This window comes from Microbacterium invictum, from assembly GCF_034421375.1.
Lineage (GTDB): Bacteria > Actinomycetota > Actinomycetes > Actinomycetales > Microbacteriaceae > Microbacterium > Microbacterium invictum_A.
Window position 1 is genome coordinate 778,334 of the sequence record NZ_CP139779.1, and the last position, 18,457, is coordinate 796,790.

General features: G+C 70.8%; 17 protein-coding genes. 13 read left to right on the forward strand and 4 right to left on the reverse strand.

Going from position 1 to position 18,457, the window contains the following annotated elements:
- Positions 1-39: 39 nt before the first annotated feature.
- The gene (locus T9R20_RS03740; protein WP_322411204.1) at positions 40-969 is read right to left on the reverse strand and encodes a WcbI family polysaccharide biosynthesis putative acetyltransferase; all 930 of its coding nucleotides are present in this window, start codon (positions 967-969) and stop codon (positions 40-42) included.
- A gap of 146 nt (positions 970-1,115) precedes the next feature.
- Here T9R20_RS03740 and T9R20_RS03745 point away from each other — a divergent pair, with 146 nt between their 5' ends.
- The 4 genes from T9R20_RS03745 to T9R20_RS03760 are packed head-to-tail and all read left to right on the forward strand — an operon-like array spanning position 1,116 to position 5,252.
- Positions 1,116-2,207, forward strand: coding sequence for a glycosyltransferase (locus T9R20_RS03745; protein WP_322411205.1), 1,092 nt, complete (start codon positions 1,116-1,118; stop codon positions 2,205-2,207).
- Entirely contained in the window at positions 2,204-3,358 is a 1,155-nt protein-coding gene (locus tag T9R20_RS03750) for a glycosyltransferase (protein ID WP_322411206.1), read from the forward strand. Before T9R20_RS03745 ends, T9R20_RS03750 begins: the two co-directional genes overlap by 4 nt.
- Positions 3,355-4,431 (forward strand): glycosyltransferase, encoded by a 1,077-nt coding sequence (locus T9R20_RS03755; protein ID WP_322411207.1) that lies wholly within the window; start codon positions 3,355-3,357, stop codon positions 4,429-4,431. The genes T9R20_RS03750 and T9R20_RS03755 overlap by 4 nt, the downstream gene beginning before the upstream one ends.
- Entirely contained in the window at positions 4,428-5,252 is an 825-nt protein-coding gene (locus T9R20_RS03760; protein ID WP_322411208.1) for a glycosyltransferase family 2 protein, read from the forward strand. The genes T9R20_RS03755 and T9R20_RS03760 overlap by 4 nt, the downstream gene beginning before the upstream one ends.
- A gap of 21 nt (positions 5,253-5,273) precedes the next feature.
- Here the strand turns inward: T9R20_RS03760 and T9R20_RS03765 are convergent, their stop codons facing one another.
- Positions 5,274-5,543: a hypothetical protein gene (locus T9R20_RS03765; RefSeq protein ID WP_322411209.1), complete on the reverse strand. Its 270-nt coding sequence runs from the start codon at positions 5,541-5,543 to the stop codon at positions 5,274-5,276.
- A 61-nt stretch (positions 5,544-5,604) separates the two neighbouring features.
- Between T9R20_RS03765 and T9R20_RS03770 the strand changes: the two genes are divergently transcribed.
- Positions 5,605-6,081: a GNAT family N-acetyltransferase gene (locus T9R20_RS03770; protein ID WP_322411210.1), complete on the forward strand. Its 477-nt coding sequence runs from the start codon at positions 5,605-5,607 to the stop codon at positions 6,079-6,081.
- Between the two features lie 83 nt (positions 6,082-6,164).
- Positions 6,165-7,874, forward strand: a complete 1,710-nt coding sequence (locus tag T9R20_RS03775) for an alpha-keto acid decarboxylase family protein (protein ID WP_322411211.1) — start codon at positions 6,165-6,167, stop codon at positions 7,872-7,874.
- A 4-nt stretch (positions 7,875-7,878) separates the two neighbouring features.
- Here T9R20_RS03775 and T9R20_RS03780 read toward each other — a convergent pair whose 3' ends face one another.
- Positions 7,879-9,093, reverse strand: coding sequence for a CynX/NimT family MFS transporter (locus T9R20_RS03780; RefSeq protein WP_322411212.1), 1,215 nt, complete (start codon positions 9,091-9,093; stop codon positions 7,879-7,881).
- 132 nt (positions 9,094-9,225) lie between these two features.
- On the opposite strand from T9R20_RS03780, the gene T9R20_RS03785 reads away from it, so the two are divergent.
- Positions 9,226-9,876 carry a GntR family transcriptional regulator gene (locus T9R20_RS03785; protein ID WP_322411213.1) on the forward strand — a complete coding sequence of 217 codons (651 nt, stop codon included), beginning with the start codon at positions 9,226-9,228 and terminating at the stop codon, positions 9,874-9,876.
- A 29-nt stretch (positions 9,877-9,905) separates the two neighbouring features.
- A complete protein-coding gene (leuD, locus tag T9R20_RS03790; RefSeq protein ID WP_322411214.1) occupies positions 9,906-10,496 on the forward strand; it encodes a 3-isopropylmalate dehydratase small subunit in 591 nt (196 codons plus the stop codon).
- On the opposite strand, the gene T9R20_RS03795 is transcribed toward leuD, so the two are convergent.
- Positions 10,493-11,374: a hydroxymethylglutaryl-CoA lyase gene (locus T9R20_RS03795; protein WP_322411215.1), complete on the reverse strand. Its 882-nt coding sequence runs from the start codon at positions 11,372-11,374 to the stop codon at positions 10,493-10,495. The genes leuD and T9R20_RS03795 overlap by 4 nt on opposite strands.
- Before the next feature lie 168 nt (positions 11,375-11,542).
- Between T9R20_RS03795 and T9R20_RS03800 the strand changes: the two genes are divergently transcribed.
- Genes T9R20_RS03800 through T9R20_RS03820 form a run of 5 tightly spaced genes read left to right on the forward strand, consistent with a single transcriptional unit; the run spans position 11,543 to position 18,407 of the window.
- Positions 11,543-12,796, forward strand: a complete 1,254-nt coding sequence (locus tag T9R20_RS03800; protein ID WP_322411216.1) for a CaiB/BaiF CoA-transferase family protein — start codon at positions 11,543-11,545, stop codon at positions 12,794-12,796.
- Positions 12,797-12,806: 10 nt separating this feature from the next.
- Positions 12,807-14,867 carry a hydantoinase/oxoprolinase family protein gene (locus T9R20_RS03805; RefSeq protein ID WP_322411217.1) on the forward strand — a complete coding sequence of 687 codons (2,061 nt, stop codon included), beginning with the start codon at positions 12,807-12,809 and terminating at the stop codon, positions 14,865-14,867.
- Between the two features lie 5 nt (positions 14,868-14,872).
- Positions 14,873-16,744 carry a hydantoinase B/oxoprolinase family protein gene (locus T9R20_RS03810; RefSeq protein WP_322411218.1) on the forward strand — a complete coding sequence of 624 codons (1,872 nt, stop codon included), beginning with the start codon at positions 14,873-14,875 and terminating at the stop codon, positions 16,742-16,744.
- On the forward strand, positions 16,741-17,400 hold the full coding sequence (locus tag T9R20_RS03815; RefSeq protein ID WP_322411219.1) for an isochorismatase family protein: 660 nt from the start codon (positions 16,741-16,743) through the stop codon (positions 17,398-17,400). Before T9R20_RS03810 ends, T9R20_RS03815 begins: the two co-directional genes overlap by 4 nt.
- Positions 17,397-18,407 (forward strand): ABC transporter permease, encoded by a 1,011-nt coding sequence (locus T9R20_RS03820; protein WP_322411220.1) that lies wholly within the window; start codon positions 17,397-17,399, stop codon positions 18,405-18,407. Before T9R20_RS03815 ends, T9R20_RS03820 begins: the two co-directional genes overlap by 4 nt.
- Positions 18,408-18,457: the final 50 nt, after the last annotated feature.

Below are 18,457 nucleotides of genomic sequence, written 5' to 3' on the forward strand. Positions count from 1 at the left end.
AGACCCCGCACCCTCGGCGCCCAGATGCACTCTCGCGGTTCATCGGTGCTGCCAGCGCGAGAGGAGGGGAGCCAGGCGCGTCAGCGCGGCGTCGACGAAGGCGGGGTGGGCGGCGTACCAGCGGCGGTGGGCGTCGCGCACCTCGGCATCGTCGACCGCGCGGCCCTCGACCACCCAGTGCGCGCGCGGCTCCTCCGGCAGCGACCACGCCTCGATGACCTCGGGGGCCAGGGGGCTCCGCACCGAGGCGAGCAGCGGGCGCCCCGGGTCGGTCACCTCGCCCGCCAGGCCGAGGGCGTCGATCAGCCGGGCGCCGAGCGGCATCCAGATGGCGTTGCCCGGGTGATTGACCGTCCGGGCGTGGTCGGCGGTGGGGGCTGCGTAGAGGTCGGACACCGGCACGTCGATGTGCTGCTCGCGGGTACGGAGCTCGTCGAGCGAGTCCCCGGCGATGTCGCGGACGTCGTCGGGACGGAGTGCGGACCGGGCGGGAACTCCGGCTGCCGCCGCAAGCGTGCGGACATCGTGGTACGCCACGATCGGGGGGTCCTCCTCCACGCCCGGCACGCGGATCGCGGCCTGGAAGGGCTGCAGCCCCGAGAAGCGGACCGAGGGCACGGTCAGCACGGCGCCCGACGTCGCCGACGAGAGCTGAGCGGTGCCGAGCGGGAGGCCGCGGTAGTCGGCGCGGATGGGCTGGGTGACGACCACGGCCGCGCCGGCGACGAGGACCTGCAGCCGCCCCGCCTCCTCGGCGGTCATCTCGTGCACCGGCGGCACCCGCACGAATCGCCGATCCGGGGCATCCAGCACGATCCGCAGGGATTCCGCCTGGCAGTTGCCGACCACGACCCCGTAGCGGTCGGGCAGCGGGGAGAGGCCGAAGAACTCCCCGTAGTGCTCACGGCGCTGTACCACCGAAGCGTCTTCCGGCGCAACGGCGGCGAGCACATTCGGAGCACCGTTCATGATGTGAACGTATCTCGGCGATCACGTCGCGCTCCTCTCGCCCCCTTGCATTGCGACGTCTTCGCAAGTCTGGTATCGCGAAGCGTTCCACGGGCAGAGGGAGAGTAGACATAACCACCGACACCCCGCGCATCCGCGTCGCCTCCGTGCCGTCCGCACACCCCTACGTCCAGGCCGTCACCGATCGGCGGCTGGTCGACCTGGCGCCCGATCCCCCCGTGCCCGGGGCCACGGACGGCCGCTGGTGGCCTCCCGTCGCGCTCACGGCGCCGTGGATCGATGACAACGCGCCCCGGCTCGACGTGCTGCACGTGCACTTCGGGTTGGAATCGTCGGCCCCCGATGATCTCGTCGCCGCGCTCACCGCCGCGCGCGAGCGCGGACTCGCGGTCGTTTACACGGTGCACGACCTCGACAATCCCCAGCTCACCGATCAGTCCCCCTATCTGGCGCTGCTGGACGTGATCATCCCCGCAGCCGACCGACTGGTCACCCTCACCGCCGACGCGGCCTCGGAGGTCGAGCGCCGGTGGGGTCGCACCTGCGAGGTACTGCCGCACCCCCTCCTCACGGCCGACTCGGGCGAAAGCGGTGTCCCCGCCCCGAGCGACCCCGCCCCGCGTCGCGTCGGTCTGCACCTGCGCGACCTCCGCCCTAACATCGACGCCGCCGCCGCCGTAGCGGTGGCGGTCGCGGCCGCCGACCTCCTGACGACCGCGGGAACCCGCGTGCTCTTCGACATCCTGCTGAACGAGAGGGCGCGCGACGCCGACCTCGCCGCGCGACTCCAGGCGATCGCGGCGTCGCACCCGTCGGTGCAGCTGCGGCGCACACCCCGGATGACCGATGCCGCGGTCGAGGCGTGGCTCGCCGGGCTCGACCTCTTCGTCCTGCCCTACCGGCATGGCACCCATTCGGGCTGGGTCGAACTCTGCTTCGATCTGGGTGTCCCCGTGGCCGGCACCCCGGTGGGACACATCGCGGCGCAGCATCCGTCGTCTTTCGCCACCCTCGATCTCGACGATCCGTCCACGATCGTCGATGCCGTGGAGCGGGCCAGGGCCGCCCGACAGGCGGCCGACCGACCCACGGCCCGACGGGAGCGGCGTCGCGCCCGGATGAGGGAACGAGACGAGGTGCGGGCCGCGCACGCGGCGCTGTATCGCGGAGCGATGGAGGACGTGGCGCGCGCGCGGCGGGCCGGAGAACTCTTGCGGGTAGGGGAGGGACGCCGATGAGCGCGGTCGAACGGCTCCGGGTGCTCGTGGTGGCCCCCGAGCGGCACGCGCTCCGCCAGCCCCACGCGGGCGGGCTCGAGGCGGTGGTGTGGAATCGGGTCCGATGGCTCCGCCGGCAGGGCCACACGGTCTTCCTCTGCGCGGCGGACGGATCGGACTTCCTCGGACCGCGGCCCGAGCTGCGACTTCCCCGTCCGCGGTGGGGCCGGCCCCAGGACGCCTCCGACAGCACCAGTCCCGACGGCCACGACCGCCGGATGGCAGGGGCTTTCGATCGGCTGCGCGATCTCCTGGACGCCCGGATGCTGCCGGTCGACGTCGTCGACAACCACAGCCTCCACGGCGATCCGATCCTGTGGAGCTGCGACCTCGGACTGCCGGTGGTGACGACGCTGCACACGCCGCCGCTTCCCGGAATGGTGCGCGCGGCGCGCATGCTGCCGGGGCGGGCGCCGCACCGGTTCCTCGCGGTGAGCCAGTTCACGGCGCGGGCGTGGTCGGATGCCGGGGTCGACTCGTTCGTTTTCCCCAATGGTGTCGATGCCGACCAGTGGCATCTGGGCGCGGGGGGACCCGGGTGGGTGTGGTTCGGGCGGATCGTTCCCGAGAAGGCGCCGCACCTCGCGATCCGCGCGGCGCAGCGGGCCGGGGCGCGCCTGCGCATCGCGGGCAGGATCGGCGACGCCGCGTACTTCGCGCGGGAGGTCGAGCCCCTGCTCGGCGGGCGGATCGAGTACCTCGGGCCGCTCGGCCTCCCCGCGCTGAGCGATGTGATCGGTGCGTCGGCCGTGGCGCTGGTGACCCCGGTGTGGGACGAGCCGTTCGGCCTCGTCGCCGCCGAGGCGCTCATGACCGGCACCCCGGTCGCGGCGTTCGACGCGGGCGGCATCGGCGAGGTGCTCGCGGGCATGCCCGCCACGACGGTGGTGCCGACGGGTGACGTCGGCGCGCTCGGTCGCGCCGCCGCGGGTCTCGCCGCGCTCTCGCGCTGGGGTCTTCCGCGCGGTCGGATCCGGGATGCCGCCGAGGCGCGCTACTCGCTGGAGCAGCGTCACCGCGAGATCGAGCGGGTGCTGTCGGTCGCCGCGAACGGGGCTGCCCTTCCCGCGCTGGTGACGGCGGATGCCGTGGGCTCGGCGGTCGGGGCGTGATCGGCTGGTACGTCCACCATCACGGATGGGGGCATGCCACGCGCGTTCGCGCGATCCTTCCCCACCTCGACGATGAGGTCACCGTGTTCTCCTCGCTGCCCGCGCCGCCGGGGCTGCCCTCCCACGCGCGGTGGGAGACGCTTCCCTTCGACGCGGACGACATCGTCGACCCCAGCGGCGCGCGGCACGCCCCGAGCCACTTCGGCGACGAGACCGCTCGCGGCGCACTCCACTGGGCGCCCATCGCGCATCCCGGGCACCGAGCCCGCCTCGCCCTCATCGCCGACTGGGCCGCGACCACCGCGGTGTCGGCGTTCGTCATCGACGTGAGCGCGGAGGTCACGGCGTTCGTGCGGCTGCTGGGGGTGCCGACCGTGGTGGTCGCTCAGCCGGGCTGTCGCACCGACCGGCCGCACCGGATGGCCTACGAGATGGCCGATCGCATTCTCGCGCCATGGGCGGAGGGCACCATCCCGGCTGCGGGACTCGACGACTTCCGCGATCGCGTCCGTCGCGTCGGAGGCGTGTCGCGGTACGACGGGCGTTATGCGGTTGACGGGCGCGGCGCTGGTGACGGGCGTGACGCTGGCGGCGGGCGTGACGCGGGCGCCGGGCGCGGCGCGGACCATGCAGCGGGGCGGCGGGTGCTGTTCCTCGGAAGGACGCTGCCGGAATCCGTGCGACACCGCACGGCGATGCTGCTCGGTGAGGCCGGGTGGACGGTCGAGACGGCCGGGACCGGGGACGGTGACCGCATCGACGACGTGTGGCCGATGATCACCCGGGCGCAGGTCGTCGTCAGCGCGGCCGGACAGAACAGCGTCGCCGATCTCGCTGCAGCGAACGCGCGCGCTGTCGTCGTCCCGCAGGAGCGGCCCTTCGGCGAACAGGAGGAGACGGCCGGCGTGCTCGCCGCCGGGGGATGGGCGGAGGTCGCGCCGGCGTCGGCCGAGGCCGACGAGGTCGCGGCGCTCGTCGAGCGTGCAGCGGTGCGGACGCCGGACTGGCGCGGCTGGCAGGTGCGGGGAGCCGCGGAGCGTGCGGCGGCCGTCATCGAGGAGGTGCGGGTGTGACGGGGCGCGTCGCGGTCATCACCGCGTGGTCGCGGAACCGCGAGGATCACCTGCGCCGTCAGCGTGCGTTCCTCGAAGGCGTTCGCGCCCCGGGCGCCGAGGTGGTCCGGGTCGAGGTGGGACTCGACGCCGAGGCGGCCCCGGCTCCGCCGGGCATCGTCGGCGCGCACGTCCCGCCGGGGCACCACGGAGTCCGGGTCGGGGCGGCGCGAAACGAGGGGGCGCGCATCGCCCTCGCCCAGGGCGCCGACGCGCTGGTGTTCCTCGACGTGGACTGTCTGCCCGGGCCGACGCTGCTCACCCGGTACCTCGAGGCTCTCCGCCGTCATCCGTCCGATCTCGCCTGCGGGCCGGTCACTTATCTCGTGAGTGCGCAGCGTCCGAGGAGCATCGGCGAGCTCGACGCGATGACGCGGCCGCACCCCGCGCGGCCGAATCCGGCTGCGGGCGACACCCGATCCGCGGCGAGCGATGAGTACGACCTCTTCTGGTCGCTCTCCTTCGCTGTCACCGCCGAGACGTGGCGCCGACTCGACGGGTTCGACGAGGCCTACGAGGGCTACGGGGCGGAGGACACCGATTTCGCGCGCCGCGCCCGCGCTGCGGGAGTGGGGCTGCAGTGGGTGGGCGGCGCGCACGCCTACCACCAGTGGCATCCGGCGGGCGCGCCGCCCTGGCGTCACCTCGATGACATCCTGCGAAACGGCGCGCGGTTCGCCCGCACGTGGGGAGAATGGCCGATGCGGGGCTGGATCGACGCCTTCGTCGCCGCCGGCGCGGTCGAGCCGCACGGCGACGGCTTCCGCCGGGTCGTCGCCTGACGGCTCAGCGTCGGTCGCGGGTCACCAGATGGTGCCGCCGCCGATCGAGATGCCGCCCCACGTGAGCAGCACGAAGATCGCCGCGAACACCACGGGGGCGATGCCCTTGCCGCTGCGCGCGAGGCCTTTCAGCAGGGCGATGACGACGAGGACCGCGGCGACGAGCGACAGGCCTCCGCCGAGGATCAGCCCGATGAAGAGGGGGATCGGCATGAGGATGAGGCCGGCGAGCCCCACCCAGAAGGCGGCCCAGGCGGTGGGATTGCGGGTGCGTGCGGCGGCGTTGGACATGCCTCGATACTGTCAGAGCGGGGCCGCCGATGCGCCGGGGCCTGTGACTCGAGGGGGAACGATGGGCGAAGAGCGGTGGCTGCCGGAGGACTTCGAGCACCCCAGTTCGGTGCCGCTCGTGGACGGCGTGCACCTGCGCCCGATCCGCGCGAGCGACGTCGATATCGACATGGTCACGGTGATGGCCAATCGCGACATGCTGTGGCGGATGTACGGCGAGGCGTGGGGGTGGCCGCCCGCGTCGATGACGCACGAGGAGGACGAGGAGGACCTCGCCCACCACGCCGCCGACATGGAGGCCCACGCGTCGTTCAACTACGCGGTGCTCACCGACGACGAGACGAGGCTGCTCGGCTGCGTCTACATCGACCCGCTCCCGGCGGGACCCGACGGGGCCGCCGCGGAAGTGTCGTGGTGGATCGCCGAGGACGCCCCCGATGCCTGGCGCGAGGCGCTCGACGCCTTCGTCCCCCGATGGATCTCCCAGGCGTGGCCGTTCGCCCACGTGAGCACCCCGTTCCAGCTGCCGCGTCCGTAACTCCTGCCCCGTCAGGTGTCGGAGGGTGATCGCCGCTAGCGTGTCACCGACGACTCCTCCCCGGGGTCGAGGATGGGGGCGGCGTGGCACTTCAGGCAGGGGCGACGTCGGAAGGCGTGTACACCGTCGGCGACTACCTGCTCGATCGGCTCGCGGGCGCCGGTGTGCGGCACCTCTTCGGTGTCCCCGGCGATTTCACCCTCGCCTTCCTCGACCACGTGCAGGCCCACCCCGACATCGAGTGGGTCGGCTGCGCGAACGAACTGGGCGCCGGCTACGCCGCCGACGGATATGCCCGACTGCACGGGCTGGGAGCGCTGTGCACCACCTTCGGCGTCGGCGAGCTGTCGGCGCTCGCCGCCCTCGCGGGCAGCCGCGCCGAGCACGTGCCCGTCGTCCACGTCGTGGGCGCCCCGACCACCGCCACCCAGGCCGCGGGCCGGGCGACGCACCACACGCTGGGAGACGGCGACTTCGGGCACTTCGCGCGAATGACCGCCGAGGTCGCCGCCGCGCACGCGACCGTCACCGCCGAGGGATACGCCGCCGAGATCGACCGCGTCCTCACCGAGGCTCGCGACCGCCGCCTCCCGGGCTACCTGGTGCTGCCGGCCGACGTTGCCGCGGCACCCGCCGTTCCGCCTGCGGCGCCGCTTCCCGAGCATCCCGGGGTCACCGACCCCGCCGTCGCGGCAGACTTCCGCGACGTGCTCACGGAGAGGATGACGCAGGCGTCGACCGTGACGCTGCTCGCCGACATCCTCGTCTCGCGCCTCGGTGCCGAGGATCACCTGCATCGGGTGACCGCCCTCGGCGTGCCGCACGCGACGCTGCTCTGGGGTCGGCGGGTGGTCGACGAGTCGGCGCCGGGATACCTCGGCTCGTACCTGGGAGCCTCGAGCGCCGAGGACGTCCGTGCCGCCGTCGAGGACGCCGACCTGCTCGTCATGGCCGGGGTGCAGTTCACCGACCTCACCAGCGGCTTCTTCTCGCAGCGCATCGATCCCGACCAGGCGGTCGAGATCGGTGGCGAGGCCGTGTCGTGGGACGGACGCATCTTCTCGCCTTTGGCGATGGCCAACGCGCTGGACATCGTCGCCGGGGTGCTTTCCGAGACGGGCGCGGGCGGGCGTGGGATGACGTCGGCGCATCCGACCGATCCGACCACCGACCCCACGGTTATCGCAGTCGCCCCCGGCTCCCCGCTCGGTCAGGAGTCACTCTGGCGCGAGGTCGCCGACTTCCTCCGACCCGGCGACATCGTCTTCGCGGATCAGGGCACCTCGTTCTACGGCATGGCCGACCACCGTCTCCCCGGCGGCGTGACCTTCGTCGGCCAGCCGCTCTGGGCCTCGATCGGATACACCCTGCCGGCGGTGCTGGGTGCGGCGCTCGCCGCCCCCGAGCGGCGCCCCGTGCTTCTCATCGGCGACGGCGCCGCCCAGATGACCGTGGCTGAGCTCGGCACGCTCCTGCGCCGCGGCATCCCGGCGGTGGTCATCGTCGTCGACAACGGCGGCTACACCGTCGAACGCGTCATCCACGGCGCGAACGAGGCCTACAACGACATCGGCACGTGGGACTGGGTGATGCTGATGAGGGCGATGGATGCCGCGGGGTCGGCCCGCGGCATCCGTGTCGATACCGCCGCGGGGTTGCGGGCCGCGCTCTCCGAGGCGCGCGAGTCTGCCGTGCTGACACTCATCCAGGCCGTCGTGCCGCCCCAGGACGTGCCGCCGGTCCTCCGGACGATCGCCGCTGCCGCGGCGAACGCGAACCGGCCGAAGGACTGACGACTCAGGTCGTCCGGGGACGGCACGCGTGCGCGAGCAGCGCGGCCAGAGCCGCGACGGCCGCGACGGCGGCGGCGACGATCCAGCCGACGGAGGTCCCGAGAATATCGAAGGCGAAGCCGAACACGAAGGGCCCCAGCGCGCTGCCGGCGTAGGCGCCGGACTGGACGACACCCGTCGCACGGGCGCTGTGCGGGTGAGTCGTATGTGAGACCACGTAATGGATGAGGCCGCTCCATCCCCAGCCGAATCCGAACGCCAGGACGCATCCGATCACGAACGCGACAGGCGAGAAGGCGGCGATTCCGGCGATTCCGACTGCTCCGATACCGAGCATGAGACTCACCGTGGCCAGCGTGCCGCCGACACCGCGGTCGGCCAGCCACCCGACGAGGGGTCGGGCCACGGCTCCGGCGACGCTGCCGATACCGAGGATCAGACCGGCGACGCCGGGTGCGACACCGAGGTCAACTCCCGCGCTGACGGTGAACGCGCCGACGACATTCGCCTGCGCCGAACCCAGGCCGCTGGCCAGCGACACGAGCACGAGGAACGGCACGAGTCGTCGCGGCAGCGCACTGCGTTCTCGAGTGCGCGCGCGACGTCGCCGCGGTGCCGCCGGCACGACGGCGCGAAGGAGGGGCAGGACAAGCAGTCCGCAGGCGGCAGCGAGCGCGAACGTCCATCGCCAGCCCACCGTGAGAGCGAGGGTCGGCACGGCGAGACCGGCGAGGAGGGTCGACAGGGGGATCGCCGCCTGTTTGACGCCGTACGCCAGGGCTCGCCGCCGCCGTCCCACCTGCTGCGCGATGAGCGCGTTGGAGGGAGGATGCCCCAGGGCGTTGCCGAAGCCGGCGACGCCGAGCCAGACGATCAGCCACCACCACACGTCTGGTGCCAGAGCGATACCGGCCAGCGCGCCGCTCCCGAGGAGGGTGGCGAGCATCATCGACCGGCGTTCACCGAGCCGCGGCGCGAGGGCGCCGGCCACCGGGGAGAAGAGGGCCGACGCCGACCAGTAGGCGGCGATCACGACACCCAGCCGGCTGATCGTGAGCCCGACGTCGGCGGACATCTGCACGCTCACACCGGCGACGAGGAACACCGGCAGTACCGTCATCACCGTCGTCGAGATCGCCGCGACAACCGCGACGCGGCCCGGGCGACGACGCGCGCGTGACACGATGGGCGCACGGCGGACGATGACGGCAGAGGGCACTGCGAATCCTCTCGGCAGGGGCGTTGGGGGAGGCGCAGGCCATTCTGCATACAGCTCACCGATTGCTTGGCACAACTACGGCGAACTTTTCACCATCTACTCTATTCTGTATGCAGATCGGGGGGAGCGCGGATGGCAGCGCAGTTTGAGGAGGCCGTCGAACGGCTGCGTCAATGGATCCTCGACGGCACATACGGCCCGGGTGCCAAGCTCGGTGCGGCAGAGGTGGCGTCGGCGCTGGGGATGTCGCGGACACCGGTGCGCGAGGCGTTCCGCATCCTGTCGATGGAGGGACTCGTCGAGCTCACCTCCAACCGGGGCGCGCGCGTGGCGATCTGGGAGGATCAGGAGCTCGACACCGTCTTCGAGACGCGGATCGCGCTCGAAGGGCTCGCCTGCCGCCTCGCCGCGGATCGCATCACCGCTGCACAGGTCGATCAGCTCGCCGAGATCGCCCAGCGCATCGTCGAGCTCGGGATGCCGCAGAGCGAAGAGGACATGCAGCAGATCCATCGCCTCAACGGCGAGTTCCACGGGGCGATCATCGCCATCGCCGGCAGCGATGCGCTCGGAACCGCCATGGGCGGCATCGTTCATGCCGCGATCCTCACCCGCACCCGCGAGTCGTACGACGAGACCGATCAGACCCGAAGCGCGCAGCACCATGTCGAACTCGTCGCCGCACTCCGCGCCGGCGACGGTCGGTGGGCGCAGTCGGTCATGACGAGCCATCTTCTCGCCGCGCGCGCCTCCCTTCTCGGGCCGCGACGAACCCCGGCCTGATGCCCGCGTCCGCCACCGACAGGAGAACCATGGAGCCCCTCACGAGCCACACCGGCGTTGCCGCGCCGCTCGACGTGTCGAACATCGACACCGATCAACTGCTCCCCGGCGAGTACCTCAAGCGCATCACCCGAACCGGGTTCGAGGACGGTCTGTTCGCATCGTGGCGAGCCGACCCAGGCTTCGTCCTGAACAGACCGGAGTACGCCCGCGCGTCGATCCTCGTGGCGGGTCCCGACTTCGGCACCGGGTCGTCGCGGGAGCACGCCGTGTGGGCCCTGCAGGACTGGGGGTTCCGGGTCGTCATCTCGTCGCGCTTCGCCGACATCTTCCGCTCGAATGCGGGCAAGTCCGGGCTTCTGGCGGCGCGGGTGGCACAGCCCGAGGTCTCGCGCATCCTGGCGGCACTCGACGACGCACCGGGGATGGAGCTCACCGTCGACCTGGCGGCGCGGACGGTGGCAGGTGACGGGCTCGGCGCGGTCCCCTTCGAGATCGACGACTACACCGCCTGGCGGCTGCTGAACGGCTTCGACGACATCGCCATCACTTTGCAGAGCGCGGGCGAGATCGCGGAGTTCGAAGCGCAGCGCCCTGCCTTCACCCCCCGGGTCCGCTAGGAGGGGAAGTCGCCCGCGCGTCCGAGGAGGGCCGGCGGGAGGATGCCGAGGGCCTCGGTGATGAACCGCGTCGCCGCGAGGACGCCGTCCAGGCTCTGGCTGACCTCGTGACCGCTGCGCTTCAGTGCGTACAGGAGGTCTTCGGTGGCGATGTTCCCCGTCGCCGCCGGCGCGAACGGACACCCCCCGATGCCGCCGGTCGACGCGTCGAGCACCTCGACGCCCATCTCGACCGCGGTCAGCGCGTTGGCGTACCCGGTGTTGCGCGTGTTGTGAAGATGCAGCCGCATCGGAACGTCGATCTCGTCGCGCGCGGCAGTCACGCGGTCTCGCACATCACGGGGAACGCCCACACCGATCGTGTCGGCCAGAGCGAGCTCTGAGATCGGCAGGTCGCTCACAGCGCGCGTCAGTTCGGCGATCCGCGCGACGGGTACCTCGCCCTCGAAGGGGCACCCGAAGGCGGCGCCGATCGTCACGGTCGTCGGGATCCCCGCATCGACCAATCGCTCGACCATCTTCGGCAGCACGGCCAGGCTCTCTGCGACGGTCATCCCCTGATTCCGTCGCGAGAACTCATCCGTGGCCACGAGCACGATGTTGGCCTCGTCGATGCCCGCGGCGATCGCGCGATCCACGCCTCGGGGATTCATGACCAGGCCGCTGTAGGCGACCCCCTCGACCCGGGGAACCGCTGCCATGACCTCTTCGGCTCCCGCCATCTGAGGAACGCGATCGGGTCGCGCGAAGCTCACCGCCTCGATGCGCCGCGCGCCTGAGGCGACCACGTGCTCGATGTACCGGACGCGCGTCCGGACGTCGAGGACGACCTTCTCGTTCTGCAGGCCGTCCCGCGGCCCGACCTCCACGATCTGCACGTTCGCCTCCCGGCATCCATTGTTACGTGAAAATGCGCCTGTGTTTCGGATAAGTATGCATCCTGTAAATAAGTGCATGCAGAGTTGGCGAAAACCCTGGACACAACCCCAGGATGTGAGTAGAACTGAATGCAATCAGTTCGAAGACGAGCGGAGGTGTGTGCATCCATGAAGCCCCAGGATGTTCCCACGGGTTCGGCCAACGCACCCGACGAGAATGACCGCAGCGGCATGCCGCTGGCCGATCTTCGCGTCATCGAGATGGGTCAACTGCTCGCGGGCCCGTTCTGCGCCCAGCTGCTCGGCGACTTCGGTGCCGACGTCATCAAGATCGAGCAGCCCACCGTCGGAGACCCCATCCGCGAGTGGGGACAGGCGAAGGCCGATGGTGCGTCTCTGTGGTGGCCTGTGCTCGGACGGAACAAGCGCACGATCACCTGCAACCTGAGGGTCGCCGAGGGGCAGGATCTCGTGCGGCGGCTCGTCGCCGATGCCGACGTCCTGCTGGAGAACTTCCGCCCGGGCACCCTGGAGAAGTGGGGTCTCTCGCCCGAGGAGCTGTGGGCCATCAATCCCCGGCTCGTGATCACCCGCGTGAGCGGCTACGGGCAGACCGGCCCCTACTCCAGCCGCGCCGGCTACGGCTCGATCGGTGAGGCGATGGGGGGCCTGCGCCACGTCACGGGCGACCCGTCCACACCCCCCTCGCGCGCCGGCATCTCGATCGGCGACGAGCTGGCAGCGGTCTTCGCGACCATCGGCACCCTCGTGGCGCTCCACCACCGCGAGCGCACCGGGCGCGGACAGGTCGTCGATTCCGCCATCTACGAGGCCGTGCTGGCCATGATGGAATCCCTCATCCCGGAGTGGCAGGTCGCCGGGTACGTCCGCGAACGCACCGGCGCGACCCTCCCGGGGGTGGCGCCCAGCAACATCTACCCGACGCGCTCGGGGGCGATGGTGCTCGTCGCCGCCAACCAGGACTCCGTCTTCCGCCGCCTCACCGAGGTGATGGGGCGGCCCGAGCTCGCCGAGGACCCCCGGTTCGTCGACCACGCATCACGCGGCGAGAACATGACCGAGCTCGACGGCCTCATCGCGGGGTGGACGGCCGCGCACGCCACCGACGACCTGCTCGCGAAACTGCACGCGGCCGGCATCCCGGCGGGACTCATCTACACGGCGCCCGACATGCTCGCCGACCCTCACTTCGCCGCGCGTGAAGCCATCACGCGCGTGTGGTCACCCGAGCTCGGTCGTGACCTGTCGATGCAGAACGTCTTCCCTCGGCTCTCCGAGACCCCCGGCCGCGTCCGGCACGTGGGTCGCCCGCGGGGAGCCGACAACACCAGCGTGTACGGCGAGCTACTGGGACTGAGCGCCCAGAAGATCGCCGAACTACGAGCCAGCGGAGTCATCTAGGAGGAATGGAATGACCTATCGGGTCGGAGTGGATGTCGGCGGAACCTTCACCGACGTGCTCCTCATCAACGCGGAAACAGGCGAGACGTGGCGCTCCAAGGTGCCCTCGACGCCCGAGGACCAGTCGATCGGCGTGCTGCGCGGCATCGAGAAGGCGTGCGAGGAGGCCGGAATCGCCCGGGGCGATGTGACTCACGTGCAGCACGGCACGACGGTGGCCACGAACGCCGTGCTCGAGGGGAAGGGGGCCAAGGTCGGACTCATCACGACGGCCGGCTTCCGGCAGGTGCTCCAGATCGCGCGGTCGTATGTGCCGGGCGGTCTCGCGGGCTGGATCGTGTGGCCCAAGCCCGAGCCCCTCGCGAAGCTCGAGAACACCATCGAGGTCTCGGAGCGGGTGAGCACGAAGGGTGAGATCGTCGACGCGCTCGATGAGGACGACGCCCGGGCGCAGATCGCCAAGCTCCGCGCCGAGGGCGTCGGGACGGTCTGTGTGAGCCTCATCAACTCCTTCGCCAACGACGCCCACGAGCGACGCCTCGTCGAGATCCTCGCCGAGGAGATGCCCGGGGTCCCGGTGTCGATCTCGAGTGACGTCCTCCCCGAGATGCGCGAGTACGAGCGCACCCTCACGACCGTCGCCAACGGCTACGTGCAGGTTCAGGTGGGCGACTACGTCCGCAACCTCGAGCACAAGATGCACGACGGCGGCCTGGATGCCGAACTCGCCGTCCTCCGTTCGGATGGCGGGCTGTCGTCGCCGGCCGCAGCGATCGATCGGCCGGTGACGCTCCTGATGTCCGGCCCCGCCGGTGGCGTGACCGGTGCGACCTGGGCGGCGAAAGCGGCCGAGCAGGGCGACTTCCTGGCCTTCGACATGGGCGGGACGTCCACCGACGTCGCGCTCGTGCAGGGGTATCAGCCCAAGATCGCCAAGGACACCGAGGTCGGGGATCTGAAGATCCGCGTGAGCTCGGTCGATGTGCGCACCGTCGGCGCCGGCGGCGGGTCCATCGCCCACGTGCCCGAGCTGACCCGCGCGCTTCGCGTCGGCCCGGAGTCGGCCGGCGCGGTGCCCGGACCCGCGTCCTACGGCAAGGGCGGCACCCTCCCCACCGTCACCGATGCCAATGTCGTGCTCGGCTACCTCCCCGCCGAGCTTGCCGGCGGAGAGATCACGATGGATGTCGCGGCGGCACGCGCCGCCGTGGCCTCGATCCAGGAGGCCACGGGCCTGAACAGCGTCGAGGCCGTGGCCGCCGGCATCATCGACATCGTCAACGAGAACATCCTCGGCGCCATCCGCCTCGTCTCGGTGCAGCAGGGGCACGATCCGCGTGACTTCGCCCTCGTGGCCTTCGGCGGCGCGGGCCCACTCCACGGGAATGCGCTCGGCCGACTTCTCGGCTCATGGCCGGTCATCATCCCGCCGTCCCCGGGCGTGCTCAACGCCTACGGCGACGTCATGACCAGCCATCGCGAGGAGTCCGGCCGCACCATCCTGCGCGAGCTCGGATCCCTCACCCCCGCCGGTCTCGCGCAGGAGTTCGACGAGCTCGCCGCCGTCACCCGTGAGCGTCTCGGCCGTCAGGGGATCGCGGAGGAGACGCTGTCCTTCACCTACGCCGCAGACGTCCGCTACCACGGCCAGGGTTTCGAGTTGACCGTGGAGGTCGATCGGTCCTCGCTGGACGCACCGGACGGTCTCGAGCGGATCGCGGCGACATTCGATGCCGAGCACGAGCGCCTGTTCTCCTTCCTCCTCGACGCCGATCACGAGATCGTCGCCCTCACCGTCACCGCCAAGGGCGCCGAGACGCAGATCCCGCTCATCCGCCTCGAGGAGGGCGACGGCGACGTGTCGCGCGCGCTCCTGCGCACCACCGAGATCTGGGTCGACGGCGGCGTCCACACGGCGGGTCTGTACGACCGTGATCAGCTGCGCGCCGGCGATGTCGTCGTCGGCCCCGCGATCGTCGTGGAAATGGACTCCACCGCCCTCGTCCTCCCCGACCACGCCGCCACCGTGCACTCCAGCGGCGCCCTGCTCATCGAACCTGTGAAGGAGTAGCCGACATGGCAACGATCATCGAGACCAACCCGGAGCCGCTCGCGCCCGTCGAGGTCGACGTCGTCACCCTCGACCTCATCGAGAACAGTCTGCGAAACGCACGATACGAGATGGACGAGGTGCTCTTCCGCACTGCGCTGTCTCCGGGCATCCGCGAACAGCACGACGAGTTCCCGCTCATCGCCGACGCGCAGGGACGCATGGTCGTCGGGCAGTTCGGCCTCTCGGTGCCGGCTCTGCTCGAGCACTTCTCCGGCACGATCGAAGAGGGCGACGTCCTGCTCACGAGCGACCCGTACAGCTGCGGTGCCGCCATCAGCCACGCCAACGACTGGCTGGTGGTCTCGCCCATCTTCCACGACGGCCGGCTCATGGGCTGGGCGGCGATGTTCGGTCACATGACCGATGTCGGCGGCAAGTCCCCGTCCTCGATGCCCACCGATGCGCGCACGATCTACGAAGAGGGCATCGTCATCCCGCCGTTCAAGCTCTACAAGGCGGGTGAGCTCAACACCGACGCGCTCGACATCATCCTCAACCAGGTACGGCAGCCGCAGTGGAACCGCGCCGACCTCAACGGGCTCGTCGCCGCCACGCGCATCGCGGGCAAGCGCGTGGGCGAGATGTGCGAGCGCTTCGGCGCCGACACCTACGCCTCGGGCCTCGACGCGCTCCTGGACCGCAACTACCGCGCGATGAAGACGCTCCTGGAGATGCTGTTCGTCGACGGCGAGACCATCTCCTTCACCGACTACATCTGCGACGACGGTGTGGGATACGGGCCGTTCGAGCTGAAGCTGAGCCTCACCCGTCACGGCGACAAGGTCACCCTGGACTTCACCGGGAGTGCGCCTCAGGCCCCGGGACCGATCAACTACTTCCTCAACGAGAACCTCGTGAAGATGTTCTTCGGCATCTACGTCATCACCGTCGCCGACCCGCAGATCCTGTGGAACGACGGGTACTACCCCCTCATCGACGTCGTGATCCCGGACGGCTCGTTCTGGAAGCCCAAGTTCCCCGCGGCGCTGAACGCGCGCAACCACGGAATCGGCCGCCTGTTCGATCTCTTCGGAGGACTGCTCGGGCAGAAGACCCCCGACCTGCTCAACGCCGCCGGCTTCTCCTCCTCGCCCCACTTCATGTACTCGGGCACCTACTCCGAAGGGGAGAAGAAGGGCGAGTCGTTCCAGCTCTACTCCATCGGGTTCGGCGGGATCCCCGGTCGACCGATCGGCGACGGCCCCGACGGCCACTCGCTGTGGCCTTCGTTCCTCAACATCCCGTGCGAGTACCTCGAGAGCTACTACCCGATGCGCATCACGAAGTGGGAGACCATCCCCGACTCCGGCGGCGCGGGCCTGCACCGCGGTGGCAACGGCGTGGAAGTCGTCTACGACTTCCTCGAGGACGGCGTGATCACCATCCACGACGACCGCTGGCTCACCTACCCCTGGGGGGTCAACGGCGGCAAGCCCGGCGCGCGCAGCCGCAAGTGGATCGAACGCCTCGACGGAACGATCGAGGTGCTGCCGAGCAAGGTCGACGACGTGAAGGTGCGCAACGGCGAGAAGCTGCACTTCGGCACCTGGGGCGGCGGCGGCTGGGGCGACCCGCTCGCCCGCGACCCCGAACTGGTCGCCCTGGAGGTCAAGCGCGGCCTGGTCACCGCCGAGGGCGCCCGCGAGTACGGTGTCGTCCTGAGCGAGGACGGCTCGGTCGACGTCGCGGAGACCGGCGCCCTCCGCGATCGGATCCGTGACACCCGGCCCCCGCTCGAGACCTTCGACCGCGGCGGCGACATCGAGACCATCCTCGCCAACGCGCTCGCCGAAACCGGCCTGCCGGCCCCGATGGCGCCCCCGGTGCTGACGTGAGCAGCACCGACGGCGACCGCCCCGGCGTCCTGCCGCCGTCCGAGGCGGGGTTCGCGAACCGGCTCGAGCTGGGCGCTCGGCCCGCGCTCGTGATGGTCGACATCGTGCGCGCGTACTTCGAGCCGGGTGCGCAGCTCTACATGGGCGATGCGTCGAGCCTCGACGCGGCGGCGATCCTCCTCGAGGAGGCTCGAAGCGCGGGGATCCCGGTCGTCCACACCCGGGTGTCGTTCAGCGGCGGCGGTGCCGACGGCGGCTACTTCTTCAAGAAGGTCGGTGCGCTCGAGCACTTCGTCGGCGAGACGCCGCTGGGCGAGATCATGCCCGAAGTGGCACCTCTCCCCGGCGAAGTGGTCATCGTCAAGCAGTACGCGAGCGCCTTCTTCGGAACGACGCTGGCCTCCACACTCGCCGCTGCGGGGGTGGACACCCTCCTCATCGCGGGGGTGTCGACCAGCGGGTGCATTCGGGCGACCGCGGTGGACACGATCCAGCACGGGTTCATCCCCGTCGTCGTCCGCGAGGCGGTCGGCGACCGGCATCCCGCCCCGCACGAGGCGAACCTCTTCGACATCCAGGCGAAGTACGGCGAAGTGAAGACCCTCGCGGAGGCCACGGCCTACCTGCGCGATCTCGCGGGGAGGGGGGAAGGATGACGGTCACCGCTCCCGACACCGACGCGGTGGTCGCCGCGAAGCGGCGGTCCTCCTTCTCGCCGCTGGCGATCCTCGAACGCTACGGCGTGATCGTGGCGTGGCTCGTCGTGATCGTCGTGTTCTCGATCCTCCGGCCCGCGACCTTCCCCACCGCCGGGACGGTCTCGCTCATCTTCGGCACCCAGACGGTCATCCTCGTCGCCACCCTCGGACTCATGCTGACCCTCGCCGTCGGCGAGATCGATCTCTCGGTCGGCAGCGTGGTCGGATTCGGTGCGTCGCTGATGGTCGTGCTGAACGGCGTGGCCGGCGTGGACGTGTGGCTGTCGTTCCTGCTGACGATCGCCGCATGCGCCCTGTTCGGTCTGTGCAACGCCGTCCTCACCGTGATCGTGGGCGTGCAATCGATCATCGTGACCCTCGCCAGCGGCACCCTGCTCGCGGGGATCACGCTGGCCGTCACCGGATCCAAGGTCGTGACCGGACTCGATGTCGCCGTCGTCCAGCTCATCTCCACGAGGTGGTTCGGCATCCCGATCCCGTTCTACCTCGGCATCGTCCTGACCGTGGTGCTGTGGTTCGTGCTGCAGCACACCCCGCTCGGTCGCCGCATGGCCTTCGTCAACTCCAACCGGGTGGTCGCGCGCCTCGCGGGCATCCGTGTCGACCGCATCCGCATGGGAGGACTCATCGCGACGGCGGTGTTCGCCGGTCTCGCGGGCGTCATCCTCGCGGGTCAGAACGGCGCGGCCAACCCGCAGGCGGGTGCCTCGTACCTTCTGCCCGCTTTCGCCGGCGCGTTCCTCGGATCGACCACCATCCGTCCCGGCACGTTCAACGCCGTCGGCACCTGGGTCGCCGTCTACTTCCTCATCACCGGCATCACGGGCCTCGTCTACCTCGGCTTCGCCGGGTGGCCCGAGCAGGTGTTCTACGGTGCGTCCCTCCTCGTCGCCGTCTCGCTGAGCGTGCTCGCGCGGCGACGACGACGGGAAGGAATCACCTAGCACCGTCGTCCCGATCCGATCAGCTGCGGCTGCCGCCGAGACATCTGCCC